The sequence below is a fragment of the Collinsella sp. AM34-10 genome, assembly GCF_003469185.1.
Taxonomy (GTDB): Bacteria; Actinomycetota; Coriobacteriia; order Coriobacteriales; family Coriobacteriaceae; genus Collinsella.
In genome coordinates this window covers 233,601-251,183 of sequence record NZ_QSIL01000003.1, presented here as the reverse complement: position 1 = coordinate 251,183, position 17,583 = coordinate 233,601, and the positions used below count along the sequence as shown (strand labels likewise).

General features: G+C 60.1%; 10 protein-coding genes. 7 read left to right on the top strand and 3 right to left on the bottom strand.

What is annotated here, in order from left to right; genetic code table 11:
* Positions 1 to 8 precede the first annotated feature (8 nt).
* A complete protein-coding gene (locus DW823_RS04465; RefSeq protein WP_118080619.1) occupies positions 9 to 698 on the bottom strand; it encodes an HAD family phosphatase in 690 nt (229 codons plus the stop codon).
* Positions 699 to 1,029: 331 nt separating this feature from the next.
* Between DW823_RS04465 and glgB the strand changes: the two genes are divergently transcribed.
* The 7 genes from glgB to DW823_RS04430 all read left to right on the top strand — a co-directional run bounded on the left by glgB (position 1,030) and on the right by DW823_RS04430 (position 14,707).
* Complete coding sequence (glgB, locus tag DW823_RS04460; protein ID WP_118080617.1) at positions 1,030 to 3,291, top strand: 1,4-alpha-glucan branching protein GlgB; 2,262 nt, start codon at positions 1,030 to 1,032, stop codon at positions 3,289 to 3,291.
* Between the two features lie 94 nt (positions 3,292 to 3,385).
* Entirely contained in the window at positions 3,386 to 5,812 is a 2,427-nt protein-coding gene (locus DW823_RS04455; RefSeq protein WP_118080615.1) for a glycogen/starch/alpha-glucan phosphorylase, read from the top strand.
* Positions 5,813 to 5,920: 108 nt separating this feature from the next.
* Positions 5,921 to 7,069, top strand: a complete 1,149-nt coding sequence (locus tag DW823_RS04450; protein WP_118080613.1) for a glucose-1-phosphate adenylyltransferase — start codon at positions 5,921 to 5,923, stop codon at positions 7,067 to 7,069.
* Between the two features lie 4 nt (positions 7,070 to 7,073).
* Entirely contained in the window at positions 7,074 to 8,201 is a 1,128-nt protein-coding gene (gene glgD / locus DW823_RS04445) for a glucose-1-phosphate adenylyltransferase subunit GlgD (RefSeq protein WP_118080611.1), read from the top strand.
* Positions 8,202 to 8,291: 90 nt separating this feature from the next.
* Positions 8,292 to 10,655 (top strand): glycogen synthase GlgA, encoded by a 2,364-nt coding sequence (gene glgA, locus DW823_RS04440; protein ID WP_199574343.1) that lies wholly within the window; start codon positions 8,292 to 8,294, stop codon positions 10,653 to 10,655.
* Between the two features lie 430 nt (positions 10,656 to 11,085).
* A complete protein-coding gene (locus DW823_RS04435) occupies positions 11,086 to 14,382 on the top strand; it encodes a 4-alpha-glucanotransferase (protein ID WP_118080609.1) in 3,297 nt (1,098 codons plus the stop codon).
* Between the two features lie 88 nt (positions 14,383 to 14,470).
* Positions 14,471 to 14,707 (top strand): FmdB family zinc ribbon protein, encoded by a 237-nt coding sequence (locus tag DW823_RS04430; protein ID WP_118080606.1) that lies wholly within the window; start codon positions 14,471 to 14,473, stop codon positions 14,705 to 14,707.
* A 272-nt stretch (positions 14,708 to 14,979) separates the two neighbouring features.
* Here the strand turns inward: DW823_RS04430 and DW823_RS04425 are convergent, their stop codons facing one another.
* Both DW823_RS04425 and fmt read right to left on the bottom strand, forming a co-directional pair.
* On the bottom strand, positions 14,980 to 16,380 hold the full coding sequence (locus DW823_RS04425) for an RsmB/NOP family class I SAM-dependent RNA methyltransferase (RefSeq protein ID WP_118080604.1): 1,401 nt from the start codon (positions 16,378 to 16,380) through the stop codon (positions 14,980 to 14,982).
* The gene (fmt, locus tag DW823_RS04420; protein ID WP_118080602.1) at positions 16,377 to 17,297 is read right to left on the bottom strand and encodes a methionyl-tRNA formyltransferase; all 921 of its coding nucleotides are present in this window, start codon (positions 17,295 to 17,297) and stop codon (positions 16,377 to 16,379) included. The genes DW823_RS04425 and fmt overlap by 4 nt, the downstream gene beginning before the upstream one ends.
* Positions 17,298 to 17,583: the final 286 nt, after the last annotated feature.

Below are 17,583 nucleotides of genomic sequence, written 5' to 3'. Positions count from 1 at the left end.
GCTCTCGCCTATCCCTCAAACGAAAGCACGCGGGCCAAATCAAGGTCCTCATAGCTATCGATAAAGATGTCGCAGTTGTCGCGAACCTCGTCGCGCTCCATGCGTCCGTGTGGATCATAAATGCCCACGCGCTTAAAGCCGGCAGTGCCAGAGCTCTTAAGGCCAAAGACGGCGTCCTCAAACACCCATGCACGCTCAAACTTGTGCCCATGGCGCTCCTCCAGACGGCGCAGCGCCAGCTCGTACACATCAGGGAACTGCTTGGAGCGTCCCGCCTCGCCCGTGGTGGTAACAAACTCCATGTAGGCATCGAGCCCGGCGCCCGCAAGCGCAGACGTAACCAGCTCGGCCGGAGTGGACGTGGCCACGCACATGGCAATACCGGCCTCCTGTGCCTGTTTCAAAAATGCAAGCAGACCCTCACGGGGCGGCACCTTGGAGTAACCATCGATCAGGATGTCGCTCAGCTCGCGGTAGAGCTCCTCGCCATTTTCGCCAATGCCCCAGGTGTCGTGGTAGGCCTGGCACTCGTCCTCGAGCGATAAATGCTCAAACTGGGCAAAATCATCGACCGTCACGTCAACCCCGTGGCGGTGCAGCAACTCGGGCTGGGCATAGGCCCAAACGGGGGTGCTATTAACCAGCGTGCCGTCGCAATCGAAAATAAAAGCGACACTTGGGGCGGCGATGTGGTCCATAAACGAGCCTTTCGATGTCAAAAGGTAAACAACCTGCTAAATACGTTTTACCAAACGTCAACCTAACAATCTAGAAACGCTAATTGATAAAACTGTCAAGAGTTTTACCACAGCAATTCTGCAAGTGGTATAAACATGGCGCTTACCGATTAAACGCGCCCGCAAATCCTCTTTCGTCCATAAAAGTAACGTACAGGTGTTATCGTAGTTTTTGCCGAAAGTTCCACCGAGCACGCGAGGTGGAACGAATCATAGAACTATCGCCGTCCCTTCGATTCGTGCAGCCTTGGACCTTTCGCATCTAGTCACCAAGGCAACACGCTGCCGCGTCATGATGGGATCAAACGTGAGCGATACAAAGCTAAAGCCAGCAACCAAAAAGCCTGCTACCCGCAAAGCCGCCCCGCATGCACCGGAGCTCACCAAGGACGATGTCTACCTATTTGGCATCGGCACGTGGGAGCGCAGCTGGGAAAAGATGGGCGCGCACCCCGACACGCAGAACCGTACGCGCGGCTGGCGTTTTTGCGTTTGGGCGCCCGATGTAAAAAGCGTCCATGTCATTGGCGAATTTAACGACTGGGATGAGCAAGCCAACCCGTTGGTGCCCATGCATACGAGCGCTATTTGGGAAGGCTTTATTCCTGGCGCCGAGCAGGGTCAGCTCTATAAGTTTCTCATCGAGACCAACGAGGGCGAAAAGCTCTACAAGGCCGATCCGTACGCCTTTAAGGCCGAGTGCCCTCCGGGTACCGCGAGCGTGCTGTGGACCCTCGATGGCTACCAGTGGAACGACGCCGCATGGCTCAAGCGCCGCGCCAGCCATAACCACATGTCGCAGCCCCTTAACATCTACGAGGTACATATTGGCTCGTGGAAGCGCCACGGCGACGCGCCACAGGGCGAGCCCGACGAGTACGGCAACTACCCCGGCCCCATGGACCCCTTCCCCGCGCAGCGCGGCGAGTTTTACACCTACGACGACCTGTCGGTTGAGCTCGTGGACTACGTGCGCGACATGGGCTACACGCATATCGAGGTCATGCCGCTTATGGAGCATCCTTTCGATGGCTCCTGGGGTTACCAGACGACCGGCTATTACGCCGCCACGTCGCGCTACGGCAACCCGCAGCAGCTCATGCACTTTATCGATGCGTGCCATGAGGCGGGCATCGGTGTGATCATGGACTGGGTGCCCGGCGGTTTTTGCGCCGACTCCCACGGCCTTGCCACCTTTAACGGCCACATGCTATTTGAGCACGAGATTCACCCCAACTGGGGCACGCACAAGTTTGACTTCGCCCGCGGCGAGGTCCGCTCCTTCCTGGTCTCTAACGTGCTGTACTGGCTCGAAAACTTCCACGTGGACGGCATTCGCATGGACGGCGTGTCCAGCATGCTGTACCTCAACTTTGGCATTGACGATCCCGGCCAAAAGAAGTTCAACAAGTACGGAACCGAGGAGGATCTGGACGCCAGCGCGTTTATCCGCCAGGTCAACTGCGCTGTAGAGGCACACTACCCCGACGTAATGATGATGGCCGAGGAGTCCACAGCGTGGCCGCTCGTGACCTATCCGCCGCAGGACGGCGGCCTGGGCTTCCACTACAAGTGGGACATGGGCTGGATGAACGACACCCTGCACTACATGCAGACCGATTTTCCGTGGCGCCCCGGCAACCACGGCCTGCTCACGTTCTCCATCATGTACGCCTTTACCGAGAACTTTATTTGCCCGCTGAGCCACGACGAAGTCGTGCACGGCAAGTGCTCGCTCATCGGCCGCATGCCGGGCGACTGGTGGCGCCAGTTTGCCGGCCTGCGCACGCTGGCCTTCTACCAGATGACGCACCCCGGTGCCAAGCTCAACTTTATGGGCAACGAGATCGGCCAGTTTATCGAGTGGCGCTACTACGAGTCCATTCAGTGGTTCTTGACCGAGGAGTATGAGACTCACAAGCATCATCAGGCGTTTATCAAGGCGCTTAACCACCTGTATACCGCCGAGCCAGCCCTGTACGAGCGCGGCTACACCGACGACGGCTTTACCTGGATCGACGCGGATAACTCCAAGCAGTCCATCGTGAGCTTTGTGCGTCAGGGCGAGGACGTCGATGACGACCTGGTGATCCTGATCAACTTTGACCCGGCGAGCTACGAGAGCTTCCGCGTGGGCGTGCCGCGCGAGGGCGACTGGGAGGTCATCTTCGATTCCGACCGTCCCGAGTTTGGCGGCAGCGGCTATGCCGGCGAGGAACCCTACACCTGCTCAAGCGAGCCCTATCCCTGGAACGGGCAGATGGATTCCATCGAGATCAAGGTGCCCGGCCTGGCTGGCGTGGTGCTTAAGCGCCGCGGCCCCAGCAGCTATAAGCCGCCCGTGGTTGAGGAGCCCAAGGCCGCGCCCAAGAAGCGTACGTCCACGGTAAAGCCCAAGCCCGCGGCTGCTAAGAAGGCTCCGGCCAAGGCGAAGACTGCCAAGTCTGCCGCCAAGACCACGGCCAAATCCACCACGGCCAAAAAGGCAGCCACTAAAAAGGCTGCTCCCAAGGCTAAGGCAGCCGCTGTTAAGGCTCCTGCCAAGAAAGCGTAACAAAAGCGTTACCACTGCAATTACCCGCCCCGCGGGGGCGTAGGATACAAGTCATAACCGTTCCGGGAGAAACATCCCCGGGGGAAAGGAACGTATGAATAAGATCTTCGACAACAAGCAGGAGTTTACCGAGCTCTATCGCGATGCCGTCATGAGCATCAGCGGCAAGAGCGTCGAGGCCGCCAGCGACCTGGACCGCTTTAACGCCCTGGCCAAGCTCGTGGCTGAGAAGGCGCGCACCGTTGCCACCAAGAGTGACGCCCGCGTGACCGCCGAGGGCAAGAAGCGCGTGTACTACTTCTCGATCGAGTTTTTGATCGGCCGCCTGCTCGACAACTACCTGCTCAACTTTGGCGTGCGCGACATGGTTGCCGAGGCGCTCGACGACATGGGCTTTGATCTGTCCGTCATCGAGAACCAGGAGCCCGATCCGGCGCTGGGCAACGGTGGCCTGGGCCGTCTGGCCGCATGCTTCCTGGATTCCATGGCAGCCGAGGGCATTGCCGGCTACGGCAACGGCATGCGCTACCGCTACGGCCTGTTTAAGCAGGAGATCGTCAACGGCAGCCAGGTCGAGGCTACCGACGAGTGGCTCACCCACGGCTATCCCTGGGAGGTCCGCCGTCAGGACAAGGCCGTGACCATTAAGTTTGGCGGCCACGTCGAGGGCTTTGAGGAGAACGGCCGCACGTTCTACCGCACGGTGGACACGCAGGACATCCTGGCCGTCCCTTACGACATCCCCGTGGTGGGCTATGCCGGCGAGACCGTCAACAAGCTGCGCGTCTGGGCCGCCGAGCCGGTCGAGGAGCACTTTGACCTGGAGGCCTTCAACCGCGGCGACTATGCCCTGGCCGACGCCGAGCGCGCCGAGGCCGAGGCCATCAGCGCCATCCTCTACCCCAATGACGCCGGCGAGCACGGCCGTCTGCTGCGCCTGAAGCAGGAGTACTTGTTTGTCTCGGCCGGCATCTACAGTCTGCTCGACACCTTTGAGAAGGAGCACGGCGAGAACTGGGAGCTGCTGCCGCAGTTTGTGGCCATCCACACCAACGACACCCACCCCGCCATGTGCGGCCCCGAGCTCATGCGCATCCTCATCGACGAGAAGAAGCTCGAGTGGGATGACGCCTGGAACATCGTGACGCAGGTCGTGAGCTACACCAACCACACCATCCTGCCCGAGGCCCTGGAGAAGTGGCCCATCGGCACGTTCTCCAAGCTCCTCCCCCGCGTGTACCAGATCATCGACGAGATCAGCCGTCGTTGGCACGAGTCGTTCGACACCACGCAGGAAGGCTGGCAGGAGCGTCTGCGCCAGACCGCCATCCTGTGGGACGGCGAGATTCGCATGGCCAACCTGTCCGTGATCTGCAGCCATAGCGTCAACGGCGTGGCCAAGATCCACTCCGACATCATCAAGAACATCGTGCTCAAGGACTTCTATGCCCTGACGCCCGAGAAGTTCAACAACAAGACCAACGGCATCTCGCACCGTCGCTTCTTTGCCGAGGCCAACCCCACCTACGCCAAGCTTGTGACCGAGGCTATTGGTGACGGCTGGCTCAAGGACGCCTTTGAGCTGGAGAAGCTTAAAAGTTTCCAGAACGACACCGAGTTCCTGAAGGCCGTGGGCGCTTCCAAGCGCGCCAACAAGGAGCGTCTGGCCGCCTACGTCAAGGCCGAGACCGGTCTGGTCATTGACCCCAACACCGTCTTCGATGTCCAGGTAAAGCGCTTCCACGCCTACAAGCGCCAGCTCATGAACATCATGAAGGTGATGGACATCTACAACCGTCGTATCGCCGATCCCAACTTCCACGTGACGCCGACGACCTTCATCTTTAGCGGCAAGGCTGCCTCGAGCTACACCTTTGCCAAGGAGACCATCCGCCTCATTAACTCCGTGGCCGACGTCATCAACAACGATGCCCGCGTCAACGAGGTCATGAAGGTCTGCTTTATCCCCAACTTCCGCGTGAGCAACGCCCAGCTCATCTACCCCGCCGCCGAGATCTCGGAGCAGATCTCCACGGCCGGCAAGGAGGCCTCGGGCACGTCCAACATGAAGCTCATGATGAACGGCGCCATTACGCTGGGCACCCTCGACGGCGCCAACATCGAGATCGCCGACCTGGCCGGCCGCGAGAACGAGGCCATCTTTGGCCTGACCGCCCCCGAGGTCGAGCAGCTCTGGGCATCCAACAGCTACTTTGCGTGGGATACGCTCAACAACGATCGCGAGCGCCTGGGCCGCGTGATGGACGAGCTCAAGGACAACACCTTTGCGGGTCTTTCGGGCAACTTCGAGAGCATCTACAACGAGCTCATGAACAACAACGACCCCGACCTGGTCATGGCCGATTTCCGCAGCTACGTAGATGCGTGGGAGAAACTCACGGGCAGCTATGGCGACCAGGAGACCTGGAACCGCAAGGCGCTGCTCAACACCGCCTCCTCGGGCTGGTTCTCGAGCGACCGCACCATTCGCGAGTACCGCGACGAGATCTGGCACGCGTAAAGGCGCGCAAGCTCCCCTATGCCAGCACGGCATTACTCGACGGGCGTGACGTTGTGCCGCACCCGTCGCTAATGGGTTTAGGAACATCGATGACAGAAGGAGAAATCGATGAGTAAGAAAGAATGCATCGCGATGCTCCTCGCAGGAGGACAGGGCAGCCGATTGGGGGCACTCACCCAAAAGATCGCTAAGCCGGCGGTTAGCTTTGGTGGCAAGTTCCGCATTATCGACTTTTCGCTCTCCAACTGCTCCAACTCGGGCATCGACACGGTGGGCGTTCTGACCCAGTATCGCCCCTACCTGCTGCATGCCTACGTGGGCTCCGGCGAGGCTTGGGATCTGGACAGCCGCGATGGCGGCGTATCGATCCTGCCGCCGTACGAAACGCAGACCGGCGGCGCCTGGTATGCGGGCACGGCCGACGCCATTACGCAGAACCTCGACTACATCAAGGCCAACGACCCCAAGTACGTCCTGATTCTTTCGGGCGATCACCTGTATCGCATGGACTACCGCAAGATGCTCAAGACGCACATTGAGAATAACGCCGACCTCACGGTGAGCGTTATGCCCGTGCCGTGGGAGGAGGCCAGCCGCTTTGGCATCCTGACCACCGACCCCGAGGACGGCCGCATCACCAAGTTCACCGAGAAGCCCGATAAGCCCGATTCGAACCTCGCGTCCATGGGCATCTACATCTTCTCGGCCGACGTGCTGATCGAGGCGCTCGAGGAGGACGCTCTGGACCAGCGCTCGAGCCACGACTTTGGCAAGGACATCATCCCCAAGCTTCTCGGCGAGGGCAAGCGCCTGTACAGCTACGAGTTCCACGGCTTTTGGAAGGACGTCGGCACTATCGCCAGCTTCCACGAGACCTCGATGGACCTGCTGGGCAACAACCCCGAGTTCGATTTGTTCGACAAGCACTTCCCCATCATGTCCAACATCACCACGCGTCCGCCGCACTACATTGGCCCGGACGGCCGCCTGGACGACTGCCTGGTCTCCAACGGCTGCAAGATCTACGGCACCGCTCGCCACTCGATCATTTCGACCGATGTCATCATCGAGGAGCGCGCCGTGGTCGAGGACTCCGTGCTGCTGCCGGGCGCGCACGTCAAGAGCGGTGCGCACATCTGCCGCGCTATTTTGGGCGAGAACTCCACGGTCGAAGAGGGCGTGAAGCTCGGCTCTGTCGATACCACCAAGGATACGGCCGTCGTTGGAAATGACGTCGTTATCGGGAAGGGGGAATGATCCGATGATCAATCGCAAGGCCATCGGTTACATCACCGCTAACTACTCTTCGACCTACGGCAGCGTGCTGCTCAAGGACCGCCCCATCGCGTCCGTTCCGTTTTTGGGCCGCTACCGCCTGATCGACTTCCCGCTGTCCAACATGATGAATGCCGGCATTAAGACCGTCGGTGTCGTCATGCCGGGTAACTACCGCTCGCTGATCGACCACGTGGGCTCGGGCAAGGACTGGGGCCTGGACCGCAAGAAGGGCGGCCTGTTCATGGTGCCCGGCAACGCGTATGGCACCACCAAGGGCGGCATGCGCTTCCTGCTGCGCGACATCATCTCCAACAAGACGCTGTTCCAGCGCTCGGAGAATCCCTATGTTGTGATGATGGGCACCAACATCATCTTTAACATGGACCTCAACACCATCATCGACGCACACGAGAACTCCGGCGCCCAGATGACCGTGGTGTACTGCAAGGCCACGCGCAACGTCGATGACGAGACCAAACTCGAGATTAACGAGAACGGCCGCCTGACGGGCGTGAGCGCCGGCGTCGTGTACGGCGACAACGCCTCTATGGACTGCTGCATCGTCAACCGCGAGACGCTGCTCGAGATTATCGACCACTACCAGGCCGCCGACTATCTGGACCTGCTCGAGGCACTCCAGGGCGACTTTGGCAACATCGACGTGTGCAGCTACGAGTACAAGGGCGAGGTCGTGGGCGTGTTTAGCGAGAAGTCGCTGTACCGCCGCAGCATGGACCTGCTCGACCAGACCGTGGCCGATCAGCTCTTTGACCCCGAGCGCCCGATCCTGACCAAGGCTCACGACGTGCCGCCTTCGCGCTATGCGACCGGCAGCCACGCGTGCAACTCGATCATCTCGGCCGGCTGCATCATCAAGGGCACCGTGCGCAACTCGATCCTGTCGCGCGGCGTCGTGGTCGAGGAAGGCGCTTCGGTGACCAACTCGATCATCAACCAGAGCTGCATCATCAAGAGCGGCGCACGCGTTGAGAATGCCATCCTGGATAAGAACAACGTGGTCCCCACCAATACCGAGCTTCGCGGCACGCCCGAGAACATTCTGGTGCTGGGCAAGGCTCCGTTAACTTCCGACACCACCATCGTGCGTTAACGTTGGCACCGCAACATCGCTCGTAACATGTAGAATAGCCGCCCGGTTAGCGCCAGGCGGCTATTCTCGAATTACAACATGGGAGACAATATGGCAGAAACCAGCAAAAAGATGCAGATCGTGTTTGCCGCGGCCGAGTGCGCACCGTTTGTTAAGACCGGTGGCCTCGGCGACGTGGCGGGCTCGCTGCCTGCGGCGCTCGTGCGCGCCGGCGCCGAGGTTATCGTGATGGTGCCCAAGTACGCCACCATCAAGGACGAGTACAAAGCGCAGATGGAGCACTTTGCCGACTTTTACGTGAGCCTGGGCTGGCGCAATGAGTACTGTGGACTCGAGAAGCTCGAGCACGACGGCGTCACCTATATGTTCATCGACAACGAGCGCTACTTTGCGCGCGACTATCCGTACGGCTTCTTTGACGACGGCGAGCGTTTTGCGTTCTTCTCCAAGGCCATCACCGAGAGCCTGCAGCACCTGCCGGCCGGCTTTGAGTGCGACATCCTGCATTGCAACGACTGGCAGACGGCACTGGCACCAGTGTTCTTACGCGAGTTCTACCAGGGCCTGCCGCTGTACGACCGCGTCAAGACCGTGTTCTCGATCCACAACGTGGCGTTCCAGGGCCAGTTTAGCGACACCGTGATGGAAGACATCCTGGGTGTGGCGCATATTCCGGCGGCCGCCTCGCAGCTGCGCTGCGACGCCTGCAGCATCAACTACATGCTGGGCGCGCTGCACTATGCCGACGCCATCACAACGGTGAGCCCCACCTATGCGGGCGAGATCCAGACACCCGAGTTTGGCGAGGGCCTGGACGGCGTGCTGCGCGAGCGTTCCTACGCGCTGCAGGGCATTTTGAATGGCATTGACGTGGCGGGCTTTGACCCGGCAACCGACAAGCGCATTGCCGCCAACTACACGATTGACGATCGTTCCGGCAAGGCCGTGTGCAAGGCCAAGCTGCAGGAAGAGCTAGGCCTCGAGGTTCGCGACGACCGCCCGCTTATGGTGATGGTTACTCGCCTGACGCGCCAGAAGGGCATGGACCTGGTCATGTACGCGCTCGACCGCATCCTGTCCGGCGGCGTTCAGGTGGCCGTGCTGGGCACAGGCGACCGCGACTACGAGGACGGCCTGCGCTACTTCCAGGACAAGTACCCTGGCACCATGGCCGCGCGCATCGAATTCGATCCGGCACTGTCGCAGCGTATGTACGCCGCCGCCGACATGTTCCTGATGCCTTCGAAGTTTGAGCCCTGCGGTCTGTCGCAGATCATCGCCATGCGCTACGGCACCCTGCCCATCGTGCGCGAGACCGGTGGCTTGAAGGACACCGTGATCCCGTATAACGAGTTTACCGGCGAGGGTACGGGCTTCTCGTTTAGCAACTTTAATGGCGACGAGATGGGCGACGCGGTCTTCCGCGCAGCGCGCCTGTTCTGGGATAACCGTGAGGCATGGAACCAGCTGGTCACGCAGGCCATGAGCCAGGACTTTAGCTGGACGCGTTCGGCCGATAAGTATCTGGACCTGTACTTCTTTATGCACCCGGAGATTGAGAGGCCGGCGGGTGTGGAGGCTGCGGCCGAGAAGGCTGAGGCCGAGCCCGAGGTTGTGGCTGAGGCCGAGCCGGTTGTTGAGGCACCCGCTGCTGCCGAGGAGCCCAAGACTGAGGAGAAGCCGGTTGAGGCTAAATCTGAGGTGAAGGTTGAGGCAGCTCCCGAGGCTGAGGCTAAGCCAGCTGCGAAGCCTACCGCCAAGAAGACCACGACGCGCAAGACGACGGCCAAGAAGGCTACGACAACCATGGCCGCTGCCACCAAGACCGACGCAGCAAAGACGACTACCGCCAAGGCAACGACCACGCGCAAGCGCACGACCGCCGCAGCCAAGAAAGCTGCCGAGGCCGAGATCGCTCCCGAGGTAAAGGCCGAGACCGCCACCGCCGAGGCTAAGCCTGTGGCAAAGGCTCCGGCCAAGTCTGCCGCCAAGAAGACGGCCGCGTCCAAGACCGCGACCACCAAGAAGGCCACGGCTACGAAGTCGACGACGAGCAAGGCTGCTACGACGAAGGCCGCCGCAAAGACGACCGCGAAGGCCGCCGCAAAGTCCGTCGTCAAGGTCGAGGAGGCACCCTCCGAGCCCAAGGCCAAGGCAGCTGTCGAGGCAAAGCCGGCCGCCAAGACCACCACGCGCAAGCGCGCTACGACGACGGCCAAAAAGACCACGACCAAGGCTGCTGCTCCCAAGGCAGAGGCTAAGGCCGAGGACAAGCCCGCAGTAAAGGCCGAGCCTGCTCCGAAGGCCGCAGAGGTCAAGACCGCTCCGAAGGCTACGGCAAAGACCAAGCCCGCCAAGGAGACCCCGGTCTCCCCCGCTGTTCCGGCCGAGGAAAAGGCCCCGACCAAGAAGACCTCCGTCCGTAAGGCAACGGCCACCCGCAAGCGCCACTAATCCGGACGATTAAAACTTAATCCAACGCAAGATGAGGGCGCCCCTACCAGGCGCCCTCATCTTGGTTGAACTTCTGTATTAAAAAGAGGGCCGGTTTACTACGACAAAATGGCTCCAGCCGACCACGGCGGGTAATCTACGAAATTGACAACGCTTCTACCTGCGGTTTTAATATCATCATAATGACCGTGGTTGAGATCATTCAAATCGTCGTAGTAAACCGAAGTGCTTTTGTTTGACTACAAATAGTATCCGTCTGGGCGTTTTCGAATACCGCGATAATTTGGGTGGTAAAACGATTTTCTAGGACAACCGTTCGCCGATGGTAAACGGATGTTGTTTATACACCCTATGTACAACAGATATACTTACACCTTGTGCGTTAAGCCCATGGCCCGCTGGCCATGATTGTATAGAACTGGACCGTACTATGAGATTGATTCACAACAGCCGCCTGCCGCAGTTTCGCACTCCGTTTGGCGCTGTGACCACTGGAACTTCCGTTTCCCTCTCGGTGATTTTGGAGGATGCCGATCCCAACCAGGCAACGCTTACGCTGCGCACCTGGGTAGATGAAATCGGTGAGTCTCGGTATCCCATGACGCACGAGGGCGACGGCATCTTTACCGTAGAGCTTGAGTGCACCGAGCCCTGTCTTATCTGGTACAGCTTTATCTGCAATATCGAGGGCCAGCCCGAGGTCCGCTTGGGCGCGCCGCAAGGCCGCACCGGCGGCGAGGGCGTAACCTACGACTACGCCGAGGTTCCGTCCTTCCAGATTACCGTCTATAAGCACCGCGAAGTACGTCCCGAGTGGTACGAGCGCGGCATGGTTTACCAGATCTTCCCCGATCGCTATGCACGCGACGAAAACTGGCGCGAGCGCACGCTGACCGAAGTCGAAAAGCCTCGCAACGGAATCCAGCGCCGCATGGTCGAGGACTGGAACGAACCGCCCGAGTACGAGCGTGCCGAAGACGGCTCCATCAAGACCTGGGATTTTTACGGCGGCTCGCTCAAGGGTATCCAGAATAACCTGCCCCGCATTGCCGAGCTGGGCTTTACGGCCATCTACCTCAACCCGATCTTTGAGGCCGCGAGCAACCACCGCTACGACACGGCCGACTATACCAAGATCGACCCGATTCTGGGCACCGAGCAGGACTTTACGGAGCTGTGCAAGGCGGCCGAGAAGCTCGGCATTTCTATCATCCTGGACGGCGTCTTCAACCACACGGGCGACGATTCGATCTACTTTAACCGCTACGGCAATTATCCCGGCGTCGGTGCTTGGCAGAGCGAGGACTCGCCGTGGCGCGATGCGTTTTACTTCCATGAGGACGGCTCGTATGACTGCTGGTGGGGCGTGGGCAACATGCCCGCCATCAACGAGAGCTCCGAACTGGTGCGCGAGCGGCTCCTGGGCAAGGACGGCGTGATCCGCAAATGGCTGCGCGCCGGTGCCCATGGTTGGCGCCTGGACGTGGCCGACGAGCTTTCCGACGACTTCCTGGCCGAAATCAAAAAGGCCGTGCTCGCCGAGAAGCCCGACGCGCTGCTGCTCGGCGAGGTCTGGGAAGACGCCTCCAACAAGATCAGCTATGGCCACCTGCGCCGCTACCTGCAGGGCTCTGAGCTCGACTCCGCTATGGACTACCCCTTCCGCGACATGGTCATCGGTTTTTTGATGGGCTACAAGAACGCCTATCAGGCAGCCGAGGATATCGAAACCCTGCGCGAGAACTACCCGCGCGAGGCACTGTCCTGCGCACTCAATCTGCTTTCGAGCCACGACCGCCCGCGCATCATCTCGGTGCTCGGCGGCGGCCCCGACGAGTCGCAGCTGCCCGAGAGCGAGCGTAGCAAATGGCGCCTGGACGAAAACTCCATGGGCCTGGCCAAGAGCCGCTTTTGGTTGGCGACGCTCATGCAGATGACCTTCCCCGGCGTGCCCTCGATCTATTATGGCGATGAGTACGGCTTGGAGGGCCTCACCGATCCGGGCAACCGCCGCACCCTGCCGACCAAGGACCAACTCCACGACTTCGATACGCTGGCTATCGTTAAGAACGCGTCTGCCGTACGTCGCGCGCTGCCCTTTATGGTTGACGGCGAGATCAAGGCCTTTGCGCTCAACGACGACGTCTTGGCCTATACCCGCACGGGCAAAGACGGCGAGGCCGCGACGGTTATCATCAACCGCAGCCTGCGCAATTCGCACTGCGTGACGATTCCAGCGCTCGGCGAATGTGCGAGCGACGTGATCAGCGGCCACGAGTGCGAAATCCACAATGGCACCGTTACGCTCGACCTGTACCCGTTGGGCTCTTCGATCATCTATCACCATGCCGACAAGCGCCTGCAAGAGCCGCTCGATCACGGCGCGGGCGTCGTGTGCCATATCACCTCGGTGCCGACCGACGACGGCAAGCCCGGCACAATCGGTGCGCCCACGCGTCGCTTTATCGACCACCTGGCCGCCATGGGCATGCGCTACTGGCAGGTTCTGCCCGTCAATCCCACGGACTTCTTCCGCTCCCCCTACGCCGGTCCTTCGGCCTTTGCAGGCAATATCGACCTGCTGCCCGAGAGCCACAAGGAGCTGGCCGCCGACTTTGCTACCTGGAAGACCCGCGGCGGCGAGGATGCCGACCCGCTGTACACGGCGTTTAAACATCGCAACGCCGACTGGCTCGAGAAGTACTGCGTCTACATGGCGGTCAAGAAGCACTTTGAGGGACTGTCGCGCCACGATTGGCCGGCGGATGTCGCGCGCTACAACGAGCACCTGATCGATGACAAGCGCTTCCACGACGAGGCCGAGCTGCAGGCGTACATGCAGTATCGCTTTGACCTTGCCTGGTGCGAGCTCATGAACTATGCGCACAAGAAGGGCATCGAGGTCATCGGCGATATCCCGATGTATGTCTCGGACGATTCGGCCGATGCGTGGAGCGAGCCCGAGAACTTCTGGCTGTCCGATACCGGCAAGGCAATCGAGGTCTCCGGTGCGCCGCCCGATAACTTTGCGCCCGAGGGCCAGGTATGGGGAAACCCCACCTTCCGCTGGGATCACATGAAGCAGAACGGCTATAGCTGGTGGATGGATCGCCTGCGTCGTGCGTTTTCGCTCTACGACCGCGTGCGCCTTGATCACTTCCTGGGCTTCCACAGCTACTTTAGTATCCCTGCAGGCAAGGCTTGTGCCGACGGTCGCTGGCTGGCGGGACCGGGCAAGGACCTGTTCCAGACGGCCTACGACGAGCTGGGTCCGCTCAACTTTATTGCCGAGGATCTGGGTTATCTGACGCCTGGCGTTCGTGCGATGGCTTCGACTTGCGGCTTCCCCGGCATGGACGTGCTGGAGTTTAGCGACTACGACGTTCGCAACGGCATGTATCCCACGCCGGGCAAGATCCTGTACACCTCGACGCACGACACCTCGACACTTGCCGGCTGGTGCACGCGCTCCTTTGCGGGTGGCGACGAACCGAGCGGCATTGCATTGGCAAGCGAGCTCATGGGCAACGCCCTGGCAAGCGACGCTCCCCTGGTGATGATGCCGCTGCAGGATGTCCTGGGGCTTGGCGACGATGCGCGCATGAACGTACCGGGCGTGGCCACGGGCAACTGGACCTGGCAGGCGCAAGAGGCCGACGTTGCGGCCGCCGAGGGCAAAACTGCGCAGCTCCTGCGCAACACCCATAGATTCTGGAGCGAACCGTGATAAAACGCCCGATATAGGGTACAGTTACAGACGTTTGAATTTTTGCGGGCAGAGTGATCTGCCCGCTTTGTACTGAAAAGGAAGTATTATGGCGCGCTACGATTACAAGTGCACGAGCTGCGGCAATGTGTTTGAGGTTGAGCACCCCATGTCCGAGACGCCCGAGGTAATATGCCCCAGCTGCGGCGCTCCGGCATCCAGGACGTTCTCTGCCAGCGGCATCAAGTTCGATGGCAGCGGTTTCTACAACACCGACCAGCGCAGCGGCGGTTCCAGCACCAGCGCCACCAGCGGCTGTTGCGCCAACTGCCCACATAACCACTAGTGACAAGCGGCCCCGCGATAAAGCCCGATCGCGGGGCCGAATTTTTTCAGGAATGTCCCACGCCCCGGCAACTGGTCTGGAGTTGCGCCACGAAAACGGCCTATCTACTACATTTGACCCATATAATCCGAGCACACCTGCGTTTTTACAAAATCGACGAGCCGTCTACCTGCGGTTTTGATTTCGCTAAATTCGGCATGGTTGGGGGTAATGGGTTTAATGTAGTAGGTAGGCCCATTTCATGACAAGCAGATCAATCCTCGGGTGTCGTATTAGTTGCGGACCAGCCTTGCGCAGAAGTGGCCGTCGTAGGAGTCGGCGTTTACGGGGACGCTTTGGAAAAGTCCACGGTCGTTTTGACGTACGGAGACGAGCTTCTTGGCTTGTTCAAAATCGGGTAGCTGCAGAATTTGGGCTTCGGAGAGCGGCGCCACGCTAAAGCCTACGCCCTCGGGAGAGGCCAGGAAGGCATCCACGACCTGAGTGTTCTCCTCAGCAAAAACCGAGCAGGTGGCATAGATAAGCTCACCGCCGGCAGCAACGCGCGCGGCGGCTTCCTTGAGCATCGTCAGCTGCAGTTTAGGAAGCTCAACCGTCACGTCCTTTTCGGTCAAGCGCCACGGAATCTCAGGATGACGGCGCATGGTGCCGGTACCCGAGCACGGGGCATCGATAAACACCGTATCGAACAGAACGGGTTTACCAAGCATCGCATCGAACGACGTGAGGACCGTATCGAGCTCGCACGCATCACCCGAGACGGTACGAACGCCCTTGATACCAGCCTTATGCAGGCGCGCAAGATTCTGATCACACTTGCGATCGTGCAAATCGAGTGCAGTGTGCTGACGGTCGTAGCCGGCACGCTTAGCCTGGCACATCATCACATACGTCTTGGTACCACGACCGGCGCCAATCTCTAGGCAGCGCCCGGGACGAGTAGCCGCAGTAGCGATGAGCTGAGCGTTAAGGTCCGAGACCACGGCCGACGCGCGTTCAAACACACCCGACGCAACCGTAGCCTGTGCATCGACCGGCGCATGGCAACCCGGGAACACAGGCGCAACAAGCTGCGAGATATACGGATCGGGCTTGGTCGCAAAGGCGTTCTCATGCAGGGCCAGCGGAGCGGGGGCCAGATTACCGGCAAAGCTAAGCGCGCCCTCCGGTGTGTCAAACGAAGCCATAATACGAGCGCACAGCCAACGCGGCAGACCCAACAGGCGCGACAGACGAACCAATCGGCGCTCGGACTCATCGGCATCCGCCGCAGTGGCAAAGTCCTCGACGTTGTCAGCGACCTTATGCAGCACGGCATTGGCCAAACCGGCGGCAGACTTAGCTCCGCTGCGCACCAGCTCAACGCCCTGACTCACCGCAACGCGGCCAGGCGTATGCAGGTAGAGCATCTCAAAGGCCGAGATGCGAAGCGCCATGCGAACACGCGGCGCGACCTTTTTGGGTTTATCGAGAAACTGGTCGAGCAGCTCGTCCAAAATGCCCTGGGTGGCTGCAACACCAAGTGCCAAACGAGCGGCAAAGGCAGAATCGCGCTGGTCAATGGCCTTGGCAGAAGCACGAGAAGACAACACGTCGCGCGCATACATGCCGCGACGGTCGGCCTCCATCAGCACATCGAGCGCGAGCTTACGCGCGGGGGAAAGCTTGCTCATGACAAAACACCCCACGTCAGATCGGCACCCTGCAGGCCGGCAGCCCAGGCAGAAGCAGCCATAGCACGCTTGCCGTCAGGCTTAACCTCGAGCAGTTCAACCGAGCCATCCGACAGGCCCAGGTAAACACGCTTGCTCTTAACGGCAACAGCGCCCTCGCCAAGCGACGCATCGCTTGGCGCAGCATCGAGCACGCGAACCGACTTGCCAGCAATCACGCAGCGAGCGGGTGCAGTGTCGGACGAAGCCAGCACGTGACGCACACAATCGAGCGCCGCCATCTGCGGATCCAGACGCATCTCCTGCTTGGAAATCTTGGCAGCATGCGTGACGAGCGACTCATCCTGCTCGGTCCACACCGCTGTGTCATCGGCAAGCGAGGGCAGCGTATCGGCCAGCAGCTTACCGCCCAGCTCGCCAAGCTCCATCGTCAGTGCCTCGGCATGCTTGCCGGCGACAGATGTCGAGGCCTGCGCACAATAAGCGCCGGTATCCACGCCATGCCCAATACGCATAATGGAAACGCCGGCAACCTCATCACCAGCAAGAATCGCACGCTGAATGGGAGCGGCGCCACGCCAACGCGGCAGCAGCGAAGCATGAACATTCACAATACCAAGCGGCGCCATATGCAGCACCTCATCGGGCAAAATGCAGCCATAGGCAGCCACGCAGAATATATCAGCCTGCGCAGCCTGAAGCGACTCGACAACCTCGGGCGTCATACGATTGGCCTCAACAACCGGCAACCCCAGCTCAAGCGCCTTGGCCTTAACAGGAGAAGGCTCAAGCTTCTTACCACGCCCACGAACAGCATCGGGACGAGTAATGACAAGCGCAATCTCATTCCCAGCCTCAACAAGCGAAGTCAGCGAAGGCACAGCAAAATCAGGCGTACCCATAAACACAATACGCATAAAGGACGTCTCCCCTCAACCAAAGCCGAGACGGCTACAAATAACAGCGGAAAGCCAAGTACCCAGCCCATCCGCAATAACAATTCAACAAGAACAAATATACCCAAAAACAAAGAAAGAGCCGCATAAAAGCAGCTCTCTCAACAAAGCACCTATCAGCGAAGACGTCCCTCCCTGGCCCGACGGCACCCGGGCGAGACAAGCAGCGTCAACGTAGTCCCCGGGGCGCCCGCCTATATCGTCCCGCGCGCAGTTTCGCAGCGCAGCGAGAATGTTTGAGCACGGG